We start from the raw sequence: 17,765 nt of genomic DNA, 5'->3' as shown, positions 1-17,765 counted from the left end.
ATCATCACAAAATCGTTCCGCTCCCGGCAGGCCTTGGCAATCCGACGCGACGAATACAGCCCACTCGCATAGCTATGCAGCAGCAGCGCCACCATCATCCGCGGATCAAACGGCGGCTGCCCAAGCCCGCTCACATAGCTGCCCATGATCTCCCTGAGATCGAGGCTCTCCCGCACCAGATCAACCATAAACCGCGAGACATGGCCTTTCGGCACGAAGTCCTGCACATTCGGCGGCAGAAGCAGCGTCTGATCGATGTTCCAAGGCCGAAAATACTTGCTCATCGCCCAATGTTGAATCAGACCCGACCAGATTTGAACAGCGACTATCCAGACAAGCTCCTAGAGCGATACGCCGCGCGCAGTCGCGGCAACACCTGTCATCCAGACCCGCCCCCCCGGTATCTCGCCGGACTGCCGGGCCCCAACGGATTGATAGTTTACCGCACGGCCGCCGCCGCGCTTTGATGGTCGGCATGGGCAGCAAATCCCGCGAACCAATCTACGGCGCGCAGGTCCGCGCCGCCGCCGAGCAAGCCGCCGAGGCTCGCTGGGTCGCCGACCGGCTGGCCTGTGAGGCATGGAACGCCCGCATGCTCGCCTTCCAAGGTCCGGCGCAGCCGTCCCTGAACGCTCATTCCATGAGCGCCTGGACGCTGATGAAACGTTTCGTGCGGAATTCGGCCGAAAGGTAGATGCGGTGATTCGCGCGGTCGTGACCCAGTTGCAGGATCACTACGTTGCGCTGACACGGCGCGCGAAAGAAATTGCCGAGATGCCTCCTGCGCAGGGCGTGAAGAGCTTCCGGAATGAAATTCCGGGAGCCATCCCGCTCCAGCAGTATTCTACAAAAACGTGCTGGAGACGTGGCTGCCGTTCCTCGAACGGGAAGGATTGTTCGGCGAGCCGCTCCCGGATGAGCAAATGGCGGACGTGTCGCAGCTCCGGGCGTGGCCCGCAGGCCAGTTCCTTGTTCGGATGGCACGCACAGCACGCGAGCCCCCCGAAACGATCCGGACGGCGGCGCACGATGTCGGCCAAGCGGTCGTTCGCGAGTGCGGAGAGCTCACATGCCGTGTCGGCGTCGAACATCTGCACGCCGGGACTCGAAAGCGACAGAATTTGCATGTCGACACCCAGCCGGTCCATTTCGGCCAGCCGATGGGTTTCGACATCGAGTAGATCCTCGCGAACCGGCCTTTTATGAAGCCGTAGTCCCTGCCGGAAGACCGGGTCGAAGAAAGTCTTGTCCAAACTCAGCGTCGGGCTTTTGCCGATATCGATCAAGAGATCGGCAATCTCGGGAATTGAAAACGCCTCCTCGACAGCGATCTTCCGAAGCTTTCCCGACATGTTTTCCTCCACTTTTCTTTTCTGAAGACCGAGATGCGCTCGCTGATATTTGCCAGCGTTTTTCGCGCGCTCAGAGATTGGCTTGGCTAATTGGTATTGTTGGGCTGCGATCTGGACCGGCGCCAGAACGGTCATAATTGTTGCTGCCGAGCAGGAGCTTCCTTGCCTCATCGGGTGAAGCCGGCCTCGATCCCTGGCGGGTCACGATCCGGGCCGCCTCCTCGACGAGCTCGGCATTGCTGGAGGCAAGCTTTCCTTTGGCGATGTAGAGATTGTCCTCCAGGCCAACCCGCACATGCCCTCCAAGCTCGCACGCGGCCGCCGCGATCTTGAATTGGTCGTGCGCAACGCCGAACGCGCTCCAGAGCGCGCCGGGCGGAAGCATGTCCCGCATCAACTGAAGGACATTCAACTCGGCTGGAGCGCCCCAGGAAACGCCGAGGCAGAACTGGAAGAATGCCGGAGCCCTCAGCACGCCCAGTTCCAGCAAGTGCTTGGCCAGCCGGATGTGCCCGAGATCGAACACTTCGATTTCCGGCTTGATGCCGGCATCGGAGATGGTCCGCCCCATGAACTCGAGATCGTTCACGAGATTCACCATTGCGATCCTGCCGAAATTGAGCGTCGCAACGTCGAGACTGCAGATTTCCGGCTTGAGCCTGAGTATGTGATCGAGCCGCTGCTGCGGCGTCATGGGGGGATTTACCCCTGGCGCCGGCTGAAGCAGCAGGCCGTCCGCGGCATATAAAGACCCGGGTCCACTCGTCAGGTTGACGACCACGTCGGTCGATGATGCCCGGATACGTTCCACGACCTCGGCATACAATCCGAATTCGACGGATGGCGCGCCCGTCGACGGTTCTCTGACGTGAATATGCACTACGGCGGCACCAGCCTTGGCGGCCTCGATCGCCTGATCGGCGATCTGCCTTGGCGTGACGGGGACAGCCGGACTCTTGCCCGTCGTATCTCCCGCACCGGTCAATGCGCAGGTGATGATGGTCGGATTGGACATCGCTGTCGACCCCGCGTGATACTATTTGTGGTCAGCGTCGATTAGGACGAATGCAACCCTGCAGATTCGGTCGGAGCGGTTCGACCATGCATGATTGGTGCCCCGCTGAATCAGGACATCGCCGGGCCGCATCAGCGTCTCGCCCTCATCGAGCAGCGCCCAAATTTCTCCCTCCAGCACAATCGCGTAGTCCAGCGTGTGCGTCTTATGGAAGAAGAAATGCCGGGCTTTGGTGTCGAACGCTTCGGGGCTGCCGATACCCTTCCTGAACTTGTCGAGCTCTTCCTGCGAATAGAGGTGGTCGGGGGGAAATTCGGCGATGCGCAGGACGTTGCCGCCTTGCGGCGGCTCAATGGACAGCTTGCGATCCGCAGCAGCCGTCTCTTGCTGATGCACGATATCCGCAGGCGTCTTGTCTGCAACCCAGAGGACGGTTCCTGCCAGGCCGGGCGTACCCGGCACGACGTGAACATTCGGCGCCGGGTCATCCGAGAGAATGACAGACCGACCGTCAGCGCGATGCCCGGTTACTATGCGACGCACAGGTTTGGCCATGATCGAATCTCAAAAGGGAAAAAGGGCAAGCAAAGAGGTGCGCCTCAGGCCTGAGCGATGAGCTACCAGAACTTCTTGCGCTTCTCGGGCCACCAGCGCTTTTCTTCGGGCGGACCGATCTTGTTGCGGAGCGTCCCTATCCGGGAGACTTCAAGCTCCAGGACGTCGCCAACCTCAAGCTTCCGGCCGATCTCCAGACCGGAACCGTTGCCGACTGTGCCGGAGCCAATCAAATCGCCCGGCTGCACGAACTCCGAAATCGAGATATAGGCCAGCAACTCGCCGGGGCTCCAAACGGTCTCCGCGCTGTTGCCACGCGAGCATTCCTTGCCGTTGATCCGAACCGCCATCTCGAGATCGTCGAGACGACCGATCTCGTCCATCGTCACGATCCACGGGCCGATTCCGAAAGCGCAATCCTTGCCCTTCCCCGGACCCATACCGATCTTGAGTTCGATTTTCTGGATGTCGCGCGCGCTAAAATCGTTGAAGATCGTGACGCCAAACAGTGCTTGTCGCGCTTCTTCGGGCGTCCGATTGTGGCAGACACGGCCGACGATATAGCCCAGCTCCAATTCGTAATCGAAGTGATCCGTGTAGAACGGCTTCGGAACTTCGGCATCGTGTCCGACGGCGGTGAACGGCGTGCCCTTGAAGTAGCCGGGAATCTCAAGCAACGATTCGGCCGGCTCCACTCCGACGCGTTCGTGGAACTGCTTGATGTGCTTCACGAAGGTGAGACCGTCACGAATGACAGGGGGATCGACGGCACTCAGCCAATTGACGGCTGAAATGGCGGTGGCGGCATCATCGCCGCGGGCCTCCGCGGCCTCATGCGCGGTCTCGAGGAAGGCATCGCCGAGGCCGATTGCCGCGGCCATGCTCGCAGGGAAAATCGCTGACGCCAGCCGCTGCGCTGCTTCTTGCGTGGCGCCCTTCGCCTGACGCCGCAGGATTTCCGCCGTTGCGAGATCGACGACCCTGCTCTTCGCGGGCTCTGCCGCCACGAGCCGGGTTACCGGTCCGAACGGAGTTCCGACCGAAATTCGTCCGAGCTTCACGTTCGCCTCCCTCATTTATTATACGATCCGTTTCGTATCGTTTATAGACGTGACTGTCAAGCTTCCTTCTGATCAGGACACTGCCGAATCACGCGAACACGTTTGTCGAAATGCGCGGTGCCGTGCTACTGGAACGGAACGGTCTCCGAGTCCCTGATTTTGAAACGCTAACACTGGCTATGGCATCAACCACCCAAGCAAGGCGCGCATCCAAGGGAGCTGCCACCGGCAGACAAATGAGCCCTGAAGATACCGACACATCGGATACGAGGTCGATCGGAAGACCTCGCGATCTTGAGTCCAGGCGGTCGATTTTGTCGGCAACGATGGACCTGCTCCAAACCGTCTCCGTCGCCGATCTCGCGATCGAGGCTGTTGCTCGCGAGGCAGGGGTCTCAAAGGCAACGATCTATCGTTGGTGGAATAGCAAAGGCGCGCTGGTTATCGATGCGTTCATGGAGTCCCACTTCAGCAATACTCCGATGCCGACTGCCGTTGATCCGCGCACGGCACTCAAGCGGCACCTCACCTCCCTCGCCCAATATTTCGGCGGCCGGGCTGGAAAACTCGTTGTGCAGATCCTCTGTGAAGGTCATGACAAAAACGAGCTGCTCGCCGAGTTCAACGAACGGTTCGCAAAAAACCGGCGACGCCTTGTTCAGGAGACTTTCGAGCGAGGACAAAAGGAAGGATTGTTCAGGTCCGACGCCGACCCTGCATGGGCCGTCGAAATGTTATACGCGCCGATTTATCGTCGCCTCATTTTCGGCGAGCCCCTCGATGCGGAGTTCATCCGGCTTCTTTGCGGGGGCGTTGACCTGCTTTCGACCGATGCAAGAGCGAAGATCTCCCGGCCGAAGCCCAAAAGATAGATCGCATGCCTTACACCGCCGCGCGACCTTCCGCGCCGTCGGAAGAATCGTGAGCCCGGTTACGGCGAGGCGCGACGATCGCAAGCGAGGAAACCCCAGTGGCCACGAGCTTGTCCTCGCGATCCAGAAGCTGCGCGCGCGCGAACACAACACTCTTTCCGCAGCGCTCGATCTCGGCAACCGCTCTGTAGTGACCGGGCCTTGCGGACCTGATGCAGGAGATGTTCATGTTTATCGTCGCGACGGAAAGCCCGTCGGGAATCCCCAGTAACGCCGCATAAGCCATGGCGGAATCGAGCATCGTTGCGACCGCGCCTCCGTGGACGACGTCCTCGGCCTGCACAAAGTGCTCACCAACCGCAAATGACAGCTCGATGCGCGGTGCAATTGCGTCGATTTTTTCGATCCTGGTCCCCAGCGCTTCGGCAAGAGGACTCGTTTTGATCGAAACCGGGAGTTTCTCTCCAGACTGATACTGACGCAGAAGCAGTTGGTCGAGGTTCATTGTCCATATCCAGGCGGTTATCTTGCTACTCCGGCGGCGAGCCGCCGCTCGAATGCTGGAGTCGGGAGATGGTGCCCTCGTATGCGGGACCGGGATTCTGTCCGGTCCCGCAGCGTCGCTAGGCGCCAAGTCGTTTTGGCGCCGCATTGGCTTTACCCTTCCGGGCGCCCTACTTTGCTTCAGCCAATTCGAGCTTGATGCTTCCGCCCAGCGTCGTCAGGCCGTAGACGAGAGCGATAAGCGCCGCCACGCCGGCCGCCCAGCCCAGCACGCCGATGGCAGCCCCAAGCCCGCTTGTTCCTGCAGCGAGGACGCCAGCAATAATTGGGCTGAAGAACTGGCCAATGTAAAACGCGCCTGCGAACCCACCAGACCCTAGCCCCCGTTGTTCGAAAGGAAGCGCGGACATGATCCACGTCAAATGGAGCGGGATAACCAGGCCTCCACCGACGCACGCGATGAACGCCCCAACAACCGTAATCTCCGGAGTCGTAGCCGCCGCAACCATCGCGAAGCCACCTGCGAACAACGCCAGGCCGCAGGTCAGCAAACGCATCACGGGTTGACGCGCGAAAGCCTGGAAAAGGAACGACCCGAGTGGCACGCCGAGGTTGGCGATTGCGCTCGCGATTCCGATGCTTTCGGGAGTCGTAAGTCCACGAGAATTGAGAACGAAGCTGAGCTGAACCGGCACCACATAGAAGGCGATGGACGCGAGCATTGTCATCAGCCACAGCGGCGCGATCTGCTTCCAGGGGAACGGCCCCGATTGCCCGGCATTTTCGGTAAACTTGTCAACTGGGTTGGCCGGCTCCCACAGGAAGAAGAAGAACAGCGGCAACATCACGATCATGAAGCCGTAGACGAGAAACGGTGTGTGCCAACCCCACGCCAGCCCGCCCAAGGCGCCGCCCAGGCCGAACGCGAACACCGCGATCACAGATGCGGAACCGAACTGAAACGCCAGCCATCGCTCACGCGCCCGCCCGGAGAAGTAATCCACCGTCAGGACGGTAGCGACCGCGGTCAATATCGCCTCCGTAGCACCGACGATCATTCGGCTGGCGATGATGTGATAGATATCGGTAAGCCAAAACGGCGCGCATCCCGCGATTGCGTAAACGACAATGGATGCCATCAGGCAGTTCTTGCGCCCGAAACGTCTCACCAAAACTCCGACAAAGGGGGAAAGCAGCGCAATTATCACGGCGGGCCCGGCAAGCACCGTCGTAACCAACACTTGCGCATTCGGGTGATGCGCGAAATCCTTCATCATGAACGGCAGAACCGGCGATAACAGAACCACTCCGAATACGGTCATCCATGGAGCTGTGGTCAAAATCCCCCCCTGCAACGACCCCGCTTGTCTCGTCATGCATTCCTCCCCTGGTTATCTTTGATAGTAAGTGATCAGCTTGCGTTCGACTGGCAGATGCAGGCCGCCATCTGGCTGTGCCCTTTCCTGGCTCAGACAGGCGCGGCCAGAAACGCGTAGCCTTCGCGAAGAAGGCCCATCGAATAATCCCGACCATGCTCCGGTTTGCGCTCTTCCTGGCAAATGGCGTATGCGATGTCGTATACGCGCCTGGCCCTTTCCTCACGCCGACGGGAATAGGTCGCGAGCGCCGTCTCCAGATCGTCGTTCCGATCCAGTTCCTGAGAGAGGACCAGCGCATCCTCGATCGCCATGCCGCCGCCGGACGTCATTTGCGGCGTCAGCGAATGGGCCGCATCGCCCAGCAGCACGACACGGCCACGGTGCCAGGGAGCCGGCATCATCAAGACATCGAATGGGCGGTAGCTGATGTGCTTGTCCTCGCCGACCATGTTGGCAGCCGCGACCAGTTCGGGCGCCGTAAAGGGGGCGAGCAGGTTACGGAGATAATCGCATACCTGATCTTGCGGGATGCGAAGCTTTTCATCCGTGCTTTCCAGGAAGAACAGATAGCACAGTTCCTTCGACAGCGGCAGCGAGCCCACCATTCGACCCGTCGGATGGCGATACAGGACGAAGCCATTCATGGCCTCGGTACGGGAGACCGTGTAACGCCACCCCCCTTGGCCGGCATAATGCGGCTTGAACTCTTCGCCGAAGATTTTCTGGCGGACCTTGGAATAAACGCCATCCGCGGCAATCAGCAGATCGGCGCGATCTGTCTCGCCGTTCGACAGATGCACCGTCACCCCTTCATTGTCCTGATCAATCTGGGTGACCGTTGTATTGAAGTCGATCTTCGCGCCGCTCTTCGTCGCAAAGTCCTCCAGGGTCTGTCCCAAAAGCGGCCGCATGATCCCCAGTGCGGCTGGACGATTGGGGTCCCAAATTCTTGGCGAGGACTGCTCGCTCAGGATCGTTCCCGCACCATCGCGCACCGACACGATGTCCCAACCATGGCCGCCTTCGAGGCAGGCATCCACCAATCCCAATTCGGCGAGTGCCCGCAAGGCGTTCCCAAGCAGCGTAATGCCGGTGCCGATCCGGTCACGCCTGTCTCCCATTTCAATGACTCTGGTGGATACGCCTATCCGTTGGAGCGCATGGGCGACCGTCAAACCGCCAATTCCGCCGCCGACGACGAAAACCTTCTTCACCGCGCCCATGTTTCCTCCTCCCACTCGTCGTATTTTGCTTTTTCGTGGCGGTCGCGCGTCCTACGCGGGCCGCCCAATGATCAGCACCTCCTCATCGCCGGCTACAGCGAGACCGCGATGTACTTGGTTTCAAGATACTCCTTGATGCCTTCGGTGGAGCCTTCGCGACCCAGACCGCTTGCCTTGCTGCCACCGAAGGGCGCCGCCGGATCGGACGCCAGCCCCCTGTTCAGCGCGACCATGCCGCTCTGCATTTGCCCCGACAGGCGCAAACCGCGCTTCAGATCCTCAGTGTAGACATAGGAAATCAGCCCGAACTCGGTGTCGTTGGCCAGCTTCACAGCGCGCGCCTCATCGTCGAAGGGAACGATAGGCGCTACCGGGCCGAAGATCTCGTTCTTGAGGATTTCGGCATCCTCCGGCACATCGGCAAGCACGGTGGGTGCATAGAAATGCCCCGGCCGATTGAGCCGGCGCCCGCCGGTGACGACGCGCGCGCCGCGCGCGACAGCATCCCGCACAAGCTCGTCGATCTTAATCACGGCTGCGGCGTTCACCATGGGGCCGAGCTGGGTATCCTCGTCCACGCCGTCGCCGATCCTGAGCGCCGCCATGCGTTTGGCCAGCCCTTCAGTGAAGTCTCCGTAGAGATTGCGCGCGACGTAGAATCTGTTCGCAGCGGTGCACGCTTCTCCGCCGTTACGCATCTTCGCTACCATCGCGCCATCGAGCGCGTCATCGAGATTGGCGTCATGGCACACCAGAAACGGCGCGTTGCCCCCAAGCTCCATCGATGTGGTGAGCACCTGGTCGGCGGCCTCTTTCAGGAGAACACGCCCGACTTCGGTCGAGCCGGTGAACGACACCGTCCGCACGCGCGGGTCGTGCAACATGGCGCCGACCGACTTGCCCGATTGGGAGGTTACGATCACATTGATCGCGCCTTTTGGAACACCCGCCTTGAGCATGATTTCAGCGACGGCCAGTGCGGTGAGCGGAGTTTCCGTTGCAGGTTTGAGTACACAGGTGCAGCCGGCGGCGAGCGCCGGCGCCATCTTGCGCGTCGCCATGGCTGCGGGGAAATTCCACGGCGTCACCAGCACCGCGATGCCGACAGGCTCGTAGGACACGAGAATGTGGTTCTGCCCTGAGGGCGCCAGGCCCATCTCGCCCATGATCCGGGGTGTTTCCTCGGCATACCAACGGAAGAACTCGGCCGCATAACGCACCTCGCCCAACGCGTCCGGATACGCTTTGCCGTTTTCCAGCGAGATCAGCCGGGCCAGCTGCTTTTCCTCTTCGATCATCAGTTCGAAGCATTTGCGCAGAATCTCGGCCCGCTGTCGCGGCGAGGTGGCGGCCCATCCCGGCGCGGCGGCAGCGGCGGCATCCACTGCGGCCAGCGCATCGGCCACGCTGCCGTTTGCCACTTCAGCGATCACTTCATCGTTCGAGGGGTTTCGGACCTCGATCGTGGCTCCGGTTTCGCCGTCGCGCCAATCCCCGATCAAGATCCGATGGCGTCCTGACTGATATTTTTCGGCAATCGCGACCATTTCATTCACTCGGTCAGGCAACGTTGCGGCCGATGAAGAACTCATGAAACGGATCTTCGCTCGGATTGAGACCGGAGGCTCTCTGCGCGTTACGAAGCGCCATCATGTGGTTCTCGTGCATCCGCGGCGTCGGCGCGCGCAGCGGGCCACCATTGTAGCCCTGCAGCCAGCCCTGGAATTTCCACTGCATGCGGTTCAACATGAAGGCGCCCGTCATCGCTTGAGTCATCTGGTTCTTGACCTTGCGGGCGGGATGCATCCGCCAATAGATTTCCGTCGCTTCGTCAAACTTTCCTTCGCGCAGGAGCTTCATCACCTGCGGAATCAGCGGACCCCAGAATTCATGGTCCGAGGTCGCCGATAGCTGGATCGGGAAGAGCTGCGAAAGAGGAATCAGGTCCCATTCGAGCGGCATCGAGATCACGACCTCTTGGCTGAAGAGCCGGTGGCATTCGATCACACTCATGATCGAGGGATGGCCGCCCTCCGCCTTGATCGCACCGATATTCGGACAATTATCCAACATGCGCCGGATCAGGCTTGACGAGATGTCCGCCGGATGCAGCCGGGAAAACCCCCAGATCGCCATCGGAAACAACAGAACGCCGAGGTTCGTCGCATCGCAAAACGCCTTGGTGTACTCGTAGACTTCCTCCTCGGACTGCGGATAGAAATTCGCAGGGTAGGTCAGGAGTACATAGTCCGCCCCTGCCCGTTCAGCGCGCTGCACCGCCTCGATGTTCTGCTCCAGCGTGTTCCAGCTCGCATGATGCATGACGTAGAAGTCCTTGCCGGCCTCCTCCTTCATGATGCGGACGAAATCGATATACTCGGGCAGCGTGATGTTCACTTCGCCGATGGCGAGCGATCCCACGAAGCCGTGCTTCTTGGCGAGCGCGACATCGTGACGGATGGCCTTTTCATTGATGCCGGCGAGATCCCCGGCGAAGGAAGGGATCGTGCAATTCACCGCACCGACCATCCTTTCGCGCGTCCAGGCGCGCGTCTCGTTCTTCGTATAGGCCGCCATCTTGTTTCCTCCCTCTGCGTATCGCGCTCAAGACGCTTTCGCTTTTTTCTCTCGGGGCCATTGAAACGTTCTCGAACCCAGAGCCGCGTCGATTTTTTCCTCAGGTGCTCTAGATCGTCTTCCTGTAGAATTCGATCGGCAGCGGCACGAGTCGGCGCGCTTTGCTCGCAAGCTCATAGGCAAGCTCGGCGCAGACGATGTCCTGAATGCCAGCGCCGACGCTCTTGAACATCGGCATGCGCGCATTCCGCACCTTGTCCTCGATCTTTCCGCACAACAGATCGTTGAGCGATACGCATTTGTGTTCGAAGCCGATGCCGGCTTTTTTTGCTGCGATCATGTCACCGGTTTCATGCATGACCTCGTCGAGGACGTCGCATACGATCAGGTCGCAACGCTCGACCACGGTGGTATCGATCTCGCGCTGTTCCGGAACAGTGGACCCGACCGAAACCACGGTGCGACAGTTGTCCAGCCAGTCACCGTAGAGAATCGGCGACTCGTCGCGCGACCGCGCTGCCGCCACAACCACAGTCGCCGGCCTCACCGCATCCTCGGGCGTCTCCGTCGCCACGCATTTGACGCCGGTATCCGCCTCGAATGTCTTTGCAAAGCGCGCCCTGCTTGCTGGCGTCGGGCTGAAGATGCGTAGCTCGCGGATTTTGCGGATAGCATGGATCGCGCGGGCATGAGCCACCGCTTCCTGGCCGCTGCCAATCACGCCAACAACCAATTCTTCCTTCGGCGCGAGCACATCGAGTGCGGCCGCCGAAGTGGAAGCGGTACGGAAGCTGGTTATGAACGCCCCATCAACAAGCGCGCGAAGTTCGCCGGTTTCCTGCTCGAACAACGGAATTAGATAATTGATCGCCGGCTTCGGCCCCATGCCGAACAGTTTGCCCCCCATGAAGCGGGCGCCGGGCGGGATCGCCGTCAGACTTCTCAGCCACATCCGACCGTTGCGCGCCACCGTGCGAAGCGGACTGACCATCGGCCCGTGCGGAACGGAGTAGGCCCGGGACAGGCTTTCGATCACCTGCTTCCAATCCAGGATTTCCGATACCGCTGATGCCGATACGAAACTAACCGCCGCATTTGATGCAGTCACAGGCGCAACCCTCGCTTAACCCAACATCAACCAATACCGATCAATATTCGACCAATTTGCGAAAGTCAATCAACCAATCGACCGAAATGTCGGCCGAACACAGCGATAGGTTGACCCACAGCGCGTGCCGCGAGGCCTGGAGACGGGCGAAGGTTATGTTTTGAAGCGCTAAATCGGCGCGAAAGGACCGAGCAAAGCCTTCCGCACTTCCTCGAGATGACGGCGCATGTGAACTGCAGCTTCGCGCGCCTCGCGCGACTGTATGGCGCGAAAGATCGCATCGTGCTCGTGCGTGATATGGGCGCGCCGAGCCTTGGCGGCGGGCAAATCTGACAGCCGCCCCCAGTTCCTCTGGGTCTGGCTTTCCTGAATCATGACCAGAAGTTTCAGCAGCAGTTGGTTCTTTGAAGCCTGTCCAATGGCGAGATGAAACGCCTGGTCGAGCGCGCGCCATTCCTCCCAGGACTCTTTATTCTTCGATTCTTCCAGTATTTCTTCCATTCTTTCGACGTCACTTCCCGTCGCGCGCTGCGCCGCGAGGAACGCGATCTGCGGCTCAAGCGAAAGCCTGGCCTCCAGAATTTCAGAAGGATTGGTTTCCAGGACAGGACCCGGATCCCCGAACGAGGAGACTTGCAGCGATTCCGGAGGCGCGCTCATGAACGTGCCCTGTCCGACGTGCCTCCAGATCACCCCTTCATCCTCAAGCTTGGCCAGAGAGGTCCGGAGGCGGCTTCGGGTCAGGTTGAGGTCTTCGGCGAGCTGACGCTCGGGGGGCAGTTGCTCGTTGGGGCCGAAACCGCGTTCCTTCAAATAGTTACGCAGGATCTGGATGGCGCTTTGCCGGGTGGCGGAAATCTGATTCATTCGCCCAATATCAACCAATTTGAGGCGAATGACAAGAACGGCACGCGCGATTGTGCTCTTTTGCCGGATTACCCCCACCCGAACTGGCGTCAGTTGGTCACGACAGGTTCGCCGATCAACTTGTCGTCCGCCCCGAGGAAGAATCGTATGTCCCCCTCGTACGAGATCGCGATCTCCACCGGGCTCAGCGATTGGCCAAGACATGGCCCCAGGACGCAAACGCCGGTTTCTATATCGAATATCGCCCCGTGCGCGCTGCAGAGGATGTGCTGCGCATCGCCGGTAAGGTACGCATTCTTCTTCCAGGGAAGCGGCGTGCTACCGTAGTGAGGGCATATGTCCACATAGGCGTAGACTTTGTTTCCCCTGCGCACGACGAAAACGGTGTCCCGCCCCCTCTTGAACGGGTCAAAGCCGTAAGCTTTGCCGTCTTCCAGATCCGAGAGACGACACACCACATCGGTCAGCGGCCTTCTTTTGTCTGCGCTCAAATCATCAGCCTCGAAACCTAGAGCAAAAGTTCTGAAAGTGCGCCATCGGCGGCAGGATTTCCGAGAGATAAGCAAACACAGCCGCAGGCGCGGAAAATCCTCGCGCGCCGCATTCGTTAGGCCGCGCGACTCAGCCGCCGGGAGCCCATTTTGCCCGATGTTCGAGCAGGAATATCTGGGAATGCTCGGTCATCATCGGCAGTTCGCGCGCTTCCCACTTGTCGTCGAACACATCCATGTCCGCGTCAAATTCGGCGTGGGTCCCCATTGGGCTGTTGAAGTACCAAAACCAGTTGGAGCCGAACTTGTGGCGGCCCGGTCCCCAGAATGACTGGTATCCCTTTTTCACCATTCGCGAACCGGCAAGCATCAGCTCGGTCGGTCCCTGCATATGGAATGCAAAGTGCTCGAGCCCTTTCATGTATTCCGGGGTTTGGATCAGGAACAGCGTGTGGTGGTCGGTGTTTAACGCGGGACGCAGGAATGGCCCTCCTCCGGTGAACCGATCCATCAAGGTAAAGCCGAGACGCTCGACGTAGAACGCCTCCATCTTCGCCGCATCGGGCACGAAATAGACCACATGCGACAGGGTTCGCGGCAAGGCTCCGGCGTCCTCGTTGGCGCCGATTTCGTTGAAGCCTCGCTGTGGAGCAGCGCCGGGAGAATTGATACGTTCCGGAAGCAGGTTCAGCTTGCGCCGCCGCGTAACGCGGAAACCAAGCGCAAAACCCATGTCGTCCACCGCTTCGACGGTGCCATCCGACTGAACTCGGACTTGCCTGTCCTTGCTCAGTTCTTCCTTGAGCTGATTCAGCGTCTCCTGATCCTCGACGCCATAGATCGTCTTTCTCAGCATGCTGTTGGTAGGCAGCGGCGGTGGCAGGTTGGGATCATCCTTGCGATAGACGGACAGGCCCGTCCCATCGAGGGCCTCGTAGAAGCCGGACCCGTCCTTCTCCCCCCTGTGCTTCAAGCCAAAATCGGCGATGAACGCAGCGCACGCCTCCACGCTGTCGACACCGAACACCAGCTCATCGGGGCCAATGATCTTCACGGGTATCCTCCTCGATTGTTTCTTCTCGGATGCGCCTAACTCACCCGGGAACGCCGCAGGTGGTCTTCCGCTGCGGCCAGCATACGATCTGGCAATTCATCAAGGAAATGGATAGTTTCAATCATCTGTATTCAGAGAATCCATAAATCCGGAGCTGGCAGATGCGGTTCAACAACCTCGATCTCAATCTGCTGGTGGCGCTCGACCACTTGATCGTCACAAAATCCATCAGTGAGGCGGCGGCGCGCATGAACCTCAGCCAGTCCGCAATGAGCAATGCGCTCAGTCGGCTGCGCCAATATTTCGACGATCCACTGCTCGTCAGGGTCGGCCAAAAGATGGAACTAACAGTGCGCGCGGAAACGCTGCGCCCGGAAATCACCGACGTGCTCACACGCATCGAGGCCGCCTTGGCCACCAAGCCGGCTTTCGACCCAAAAGCAGCAAACCGTGAATTCCGGCTGCTCGTCTCGGACTATTCGCTTCATACCATCATTCCGTCGGCACTCGAGCTCACAGCGCCCTTTGGCGAGCACATCCGTTTCCAGTTCTTGCGGCAGAGCGAAAAACCCAATGTCTTGCTCGAGCGCGGTGAGGCTGACCTCTTGATCGCCCCCCGTATCGTCTGCTCTCCCGAACACCCTTCGGTCAAACTGTATGAAGACGATTATTGCTGTGTAGCTTGGCGACGCGGCAAATACGGCAAAGGCCCCCTCACCCGGAAGGCTTTCGTCACGGCAGGCCACGTCCGATATCTTTCCTCGACAACTTCGGGCGCTCTCGATTCCGTTCTTCTGGATCAACTCGGGATCGCGCGACGCACTGAGGTTTCGACGTTCGCTTTTTCCTCCGTGCCGCATCTCGTTGTCGGCACCGATCGCATTGCAGTCGTTCATCGCCGCACAGCGCAGCTTGCGGCACGCCACCTTCCCATTGCGATCCTGGAAATTCCGTTCCGACTGGAACGCTTCGAACAGCAGATGCAGTGGCATCACTATCGCAGTCGCGATCCAGGCATCATGTGGGTGCGGGAGATCTTCACGCAAGCGGCCGCCAAAATGTTGCGGAACTAGATCCGGTGGTAGCAGCAGCTTCACGCCCTTTATAGAACGATACGTATCGTTCATTTATTATGCGTGACGGAGATGAGAATGCACGTTACCGTTCATTGGTTCGTCGAGCCCGCGACGTCGATCTTGACGCGCATCGGCACGGTTACGGCGCCAGTGCAGCTTTCAGTAAATGGCATCGAGACCAAATCGTCGGATGAGCAGTTCGAGGCCCTCATGAGCGGCACGACAGATGCAGCCGTGACAGCCATGGACAATGTCATGGACTGGAACCTGCGGCCCGGCGCAGGGGATTTGCGCATCGTCGCACAGATCGAGCGGACAACTCCCCTTTCTCTTGTCGGCACCGCGGCTACAACCGATGTCCGAAGTTTGAAAGATGGGACAGTCCTCGTCGACGCGTCGGCGAACGGGTTCGTTGTGGCCGCCAGGGCTTTGCTCGATGAATGCGGGTTAGATAGCGGATCCTATACGCTCAAGCCTGCCGGCGGCGTGCGCGAGCGCTGCGAGACGCTGCTGGCAGGAGGCGGGGACGCCACCCTGCTCGGCCCGCCATTCGACGGCATGGCCGTTGCGCGGGGTGCGCGGGTGCTGGCGCGCGTGAACGACCATTATCCCGCGCTTCCTCGCCAGGGACTTGTCGTGCGCCAGAGCTCATACGATCGCGTTCGCGCACATGTGGTGGCGTGGCTTGCCGCAATGGAACATGCGCGCGCATGGGCACAGACGAATAAAAACGCTGCGGTTGTGCGTCTTGCAGCAACCGGCATTCCCGGCCCTCTCGCCGAAACCTTGATCAGCTTTATCCCGAGTTCGCTCGTACCCGACCGGGACGGCATTGCACTCCTCATTGCCCAGCGCCAGCGCGCGGGTCTACGCGGAGGCAACGTCAACTATTCAGATCTTGTCGATTCCGATCTACTCGAAAGCGTTGCCTCTTCGCTGGAGCCTAACCGATGATCCTCCAAGAATACGGCCTCGCAACTTTCCGCACCGATACCGAAATCCCGCGGGCGGGCTTTGCGATCGGCGAGCGCATTGCGGCACTCGACGATCTCGTCCGTGCCTACCCCTCCCCCAGTTACGAGCGGCTCGCGGGCAAGAGCGTTCTCGATCTTCTCCAGGACTGGGATAGCGCTTTGGAGGCCGTCAACAACTTGCGCGCGGCCATTACGGAAACGGTCATTCAAGATCACTTCCGCGCGTTTTCGGATGTTGCGATTTGTCCTCCGGTCGATCTGCCTCGCCAGGTCTTCTGCACGGGCGCCAACTACCGCAAGCACGTGATCGACCTGACGCTGGATATGGGCGTCGGCCCCGAGGGGCTTGACGCTGCGGGTCTCAGGCGCTGGGCGGAGAACATGATGGACGAGAGGGCGGCGACGGGCGAGCCCTATGCATTCACCAAACCGGTCTCCACGATTGGCGGAGCCTACGACGCGCTGGTTGTGCCTACCATAGAGGAAAAGCCCGATTGGGAGCTTGAGCTCGGCGTCATCATCGGCCGCGGCGGCCGGAACATCTCTCGGGCCGATGCGATGTCTCATGTTGCGGGCTATGCCATCGTCGACGACGTGACCTCGCGCAGTCTGATCGCCCGCACCGACTATAAGCAGTTAGGCACGGACTGGCTGCGCGCGAAGGGGCAGCCCGGCTTCCTTCCCTTCGGTCCGGTGCTGGTCCCGGCACAGTTCGTCACCGATCCGTACGATCTGCATCTGAAACTGAGCCTCAACGGCGAGGTCATGCAGGATGAAGATGCTGCGGACATGATCTTCGATATCAGCCGGCAGATCGAATACATTTCGCGCTATACGCGCCTTATGTGTCATTCGGCCTGCAATATTGACCCCCTAAGCCGGGGGATCGGCGTCCAAAATTTGCAAGCCGATTGACAGCGGTGGAAGCCGCCTGTGCCGAAGCGCTCGGTCACGGCGTCCATTCCGCCGATGTCGTTCTCAACATCCTGGCCCGGCAACGTGAACCCGCTCCACCGGCCAACATCATGACGCCGGCCGCACTGACGCTCCGCCATGCGCCGATCGCCGACTGTGCCCGTTACGATAACCTCCGGAGGACCATCTGATGGAACGAACCCAAATCTTCGATCTCATGGGCGAGCTCAAGCTCTATGGCATGAAGGCCGCCTTCGACGAGATCATGGCGACTGCGGTCAAGCGCCAGCACGAACCTCGGCGCATCGTTGGCGACCTGCTCACCGCCGAGATCAATGAGAAGCAGGCCCGATCGATCAAGTACCAACTCACCATTGCCAAGCTGCCGCTTGCCAAGGACATCGCCGACTTCCAGTTCGACGGCACGCCAATCAACCAGACGCTGGTCAATGATCTCGCCGGCGGCGGCTTCATCGCCCAGCAGCGCAACGTCGTGCTGGTCGGCGGAACGGGTACCGGCAAGACCCATCTGGCCATCGCCATCGCCAGGAGCTGCATCCGATCCGGTGCCCGTGGCCGCTTCTACAACGTGGTCGACCTCGTCAACCGTCTCGAGAGCGAGACCCGCAACGGACGTCAGGGCCGGCTTGCCGAGCATCTGACCCGGATGGACTTCATCGTCCTGGACGAACTCGGATATTTGCCCTTTGCCCAGTCCGGCGGCCAGCTTCTGTTCCATCTC

At 60.1% G+C, this 17,765-nt stretch carries 20 protein-coding genes and 1 pseudogene; 7 read left to right on the top strand and 14 right to left on the bottom strand.

Annotated elements, in window-relative coordinates:
• On the bottom strand, window positions 1-284 hold a 284-nt coding region (locus tag K359_RS0142270), incomplete at its 3' end, for a transposase (RefSeq protein ID WP_029084554.1).
• Between the two features lie 191 nt (window positions 285-475).
• Between K359_RS0142270 and K359_RS0142265 the strand changes: the two genes are divergently transcribed.
• Window positions 476-694, top strand: a complete 219-nt coding sequence (locus K359_RS0142265) for a hypothetical protein (RefSeq protein ID WP_156928986.1) — start codon at window positions 476-478, stop codon at window positions 692-694.
• A gap of 40 nt (window positions 695-734) precedes the next feature.
• Here the strand turns inward: K359_RS0142265 and K359_RS66070 are convergent, their stop codons facing one another.
• The 4 genes from K359_RS66070 to K359_RS0142245 form a co-directional block, all read right to left on the bottom strand.
• Entirely contained in the window at window positions 735-1,487 is a 753-nt protein-coding gene (locus K359_RS66070) for a hypothetical protein (protein ID WP_156928985.1), read from the bottom strand.
• Window positions 1,423-2,367, bottom strand: a complete 945-nt coding sequence (locus tag K359_RS55125) for a 3-keto-5-aminohexanoate cleavage protein (protein WP_051346732.1) — start codon at window positions 2,365-2,367, stop codon at window positions 1,423-1,425. The genes K359_RS66070 and K359_RS55125 overlap by 65 nt, the downstream gene beginning before the upstream one ends.
• 21 nt (window positions 2,368-2,388) lie before the next feature.
• Window positions 2,389-2,922, bottom strand: a complete 534-nt coding sequence (locus K359_RS0142250; RefSeq protein WP_035978101.1) for a cupin domain-containing protein — start codon at window positions 2,920-2,922, stop codon at window positions 2,389-2,391.
• A 62-nt stretch (window positions 2,923-2,984) separates the two neighbouring features.
• Window positions 2,985-3,983, bottom strand: a complete 999-nt coding sequence (locus K359_RS0142245; RefSeq protein ID WP_029084550.1) for a fumarylacetoacetate hydrolase family protein — start codon at window positions 3,981-3,983, stop codon at window positions 2,985-2,987.
• 179 nt (window positions 3,984-4,162) lie between these two features.
• On the opposite strand from K359_RS0142245, the gene K359_RS0142240 reads away from it, so the two are divergent.
• Window positions 4,163-4,855, top strand: a complete 693-nt coding sequence (locus K359_RS0142240; RefSeq protein WP_338075742.1) for a TetR/AcrR family transcriptional regulator — start codon at window positions 4,163-4,165, stop codon at window positions 4,853-4,855.
• Between the two features lie 10 nt (window positions 4,856-4,865).
• Here K359_RS0142240 and K359_RS57865 read toward each other — a convergent pair whose 3' ends face one another.
• The 9 genes from K359_RS57865 to K359_RS0142195 all read right to left on the bottom strand — a co-directional run bounded on the left by K359_RS57865 (window position 4,866) and on the right by K359_RS0142195 (window position 14,058).
• A complete protein-coding gene (locus K359_RS57865; RefSeq protein ID WP_051346730.1) occupies window positions 4,866-5,360 on the bottom strand; it encodes a PaaI family thioesterase in 495 nt (164 codons plus the stop codon).
• Window positions 5,361-5,529: 169 nt separating this feature from the next.
• Complete coding sequence (locus K359_RS55115; RefSeq protein ID WP_063618994.1) at window positions 5,530-6,735, bottom strand: MFS transporter; 1,206 nt, start codon at window positions 6,733-6,735, stop codon at window positions 5,530-5,532.
• A gap of 92 nt (window positions 6,736-6,827) precedes the next feature.
• Window positions 6,828-7,961: an FAD-dependent oxidoreductase gene (locus K359_RS0142225; RefSeq protein WP_029084548.1), complete on the bottom strand. Its 1,134-nt coding sequence runs from the start codon at window positions 7,959-7,961 to the stop codon at window positions 6,828-6,830.
• A gap of 92 nt (window positions 7,962-8,053) precedes the next feature.
• On the bottom strand, window positions 8,054-9,508 hold the full coding sequence (locus K359_RS0142220; protein ID WP_035978100.1) for an NAD-dependent succinate-semialdehyde dehydrogenase: 1,455 nt from the start codon (window positions 9,506-9,508) through the stop codon (window positions 8,054-8,056).
• 13 nt (window positions 9,509-9,521) lie between these two features.
• Window positions 9,522-10,538 carry a dihydrodipicolinate synthase family protein gene (locus tag K359_RS0142215; RefSeq protein WP_029084546.1) on the bottom strand — a complete coding sequence of 339 codons (1,017 nt, stop codon included), beginning with the start codon at window positions 10,536-10,538 and terminating at the stop codon, window positions 9,522-9,524.
• Between the two features lie 109 nt (window positions 10,539-10,647).
• A complete protein-coding gene (locus tag K359_RS55110; RefSeq protein WP_035978099.1) occupies window positions 10,648-11,646 on the bottom strand; it encodes an ornithine cyclodeaminase family protein in 999 nt (332 codons plus the stop codon).
• 168 nt (window positions 11,647-11,814) lie between these two features.
• Window positions 11,815-12,513 (bottom strand): FadR/GntR family transcriptional regulator, encoded by a 699-nt coding sequence (locus K359_RS0142205; protein ID WP_166214532.1) that lies wholly within the window; start codon window positions 12,511-12,513, stop codon window positions 11,815-11,817.
• 89 nt (window positions 12,514-12,602) lie between these two features.
• On the bottom strand, window positions 12,603-13,004 hold the full coding sequence (locus tag K359_RS55105; protein WP_051346728.1) for a Rieske (2Fe-2S) protein: 402 nt from the start codon (window positions 13,002-13,004) through the stop codon (window positions 12,603-12,605).
• A 130-nt stretch (window positions 13,005-13,134) separates the two neighbouring features.
• Complete coding sequence (locus K359_RS0142195; RefSeq protein WP_029084544.1) at window positions 13,135-14,058, bottom strand: VOC family protein; 924 nt, start codon at window positions 14,056-14,058, stop codon at window positions 13,135-13,137.
• A gap of 161 nt (window positions 14,059-14,219) precedes the next feature.
• On the opposite strand from K359_RS0142195, the gene K359_RS0142190 reads away from it, so the two are divergent.
• From K359_RS0142190 to K359_RS0142170, 5 genes and pseudogenes are all read left to right on the top strand, one after another.
• A complete protein-coding gene (locus K359_RS0142190; protein WP_029084543.1) occupies window positions 14,220-15,131 on the top strand; it encodes a LysR family transcriptional regulator in 912 nt (303 codons plus the stop codon).
• 78 nt (window positions 15,132-15,209) lie between these two features.
• On the top strand, window positions 15,210-16,088 hold the full coding sequence (locus K359_RS55100; protein ID WP_156928984.1) for an ABC transporter substrate-binding protein: 879 nt from the start codon (window positions 15,210-15,212) through the stop codon (window positions 16,086-16,088).
• The gene (locus K359_RS65970; protein WP_051346726.1) at window positions 16,085-17,023 is read left to right on the top strand and encodes a fumarylacetoacetate hydrolase family protein; all 939 of its coding nucleotides are present in this window, start codon (window positions 16,085-16,087) and stop codon (window positions 17,021-17,023) included. Before K359_RS55100 ends, K359_RS65970 begins: the two co-directional genes overlap by 4 nt.
• Window positions 17,020-17,205 (top strand): annotated as a pseudogene (locus tag K359_RS0142175) (IS21 family transposase); the annotation flags it as partial. The gene K359_RS65970 and the pseudogene K359_RS0142175, both read left to right, overlap by 4 nt.
• 8 nt (window positions 17,206-17,213) lie before the next feature.
• A partial coding sequence (locus tag K359_RS0142170) for an ATP-binding protein (protein ID WP_035978097.1) occupies window positions 17,214-17,765 on the top strand: 552 nt, incomplete at its 3' end.

The organism is Bradyrhizobium sp. th-b2 (genome assembly GCF_000426785.1).
Lineage (GTDB): Bacteria > Pseudomonadota > Alphaproteobacteria > Rhizobiales > Xanthobacteraceae > Bradyrhizobium > Bradyrhizobium septentrionale.
This window is presented reverse-complemented; position numbering and strand designations above follow the sequence as displayed.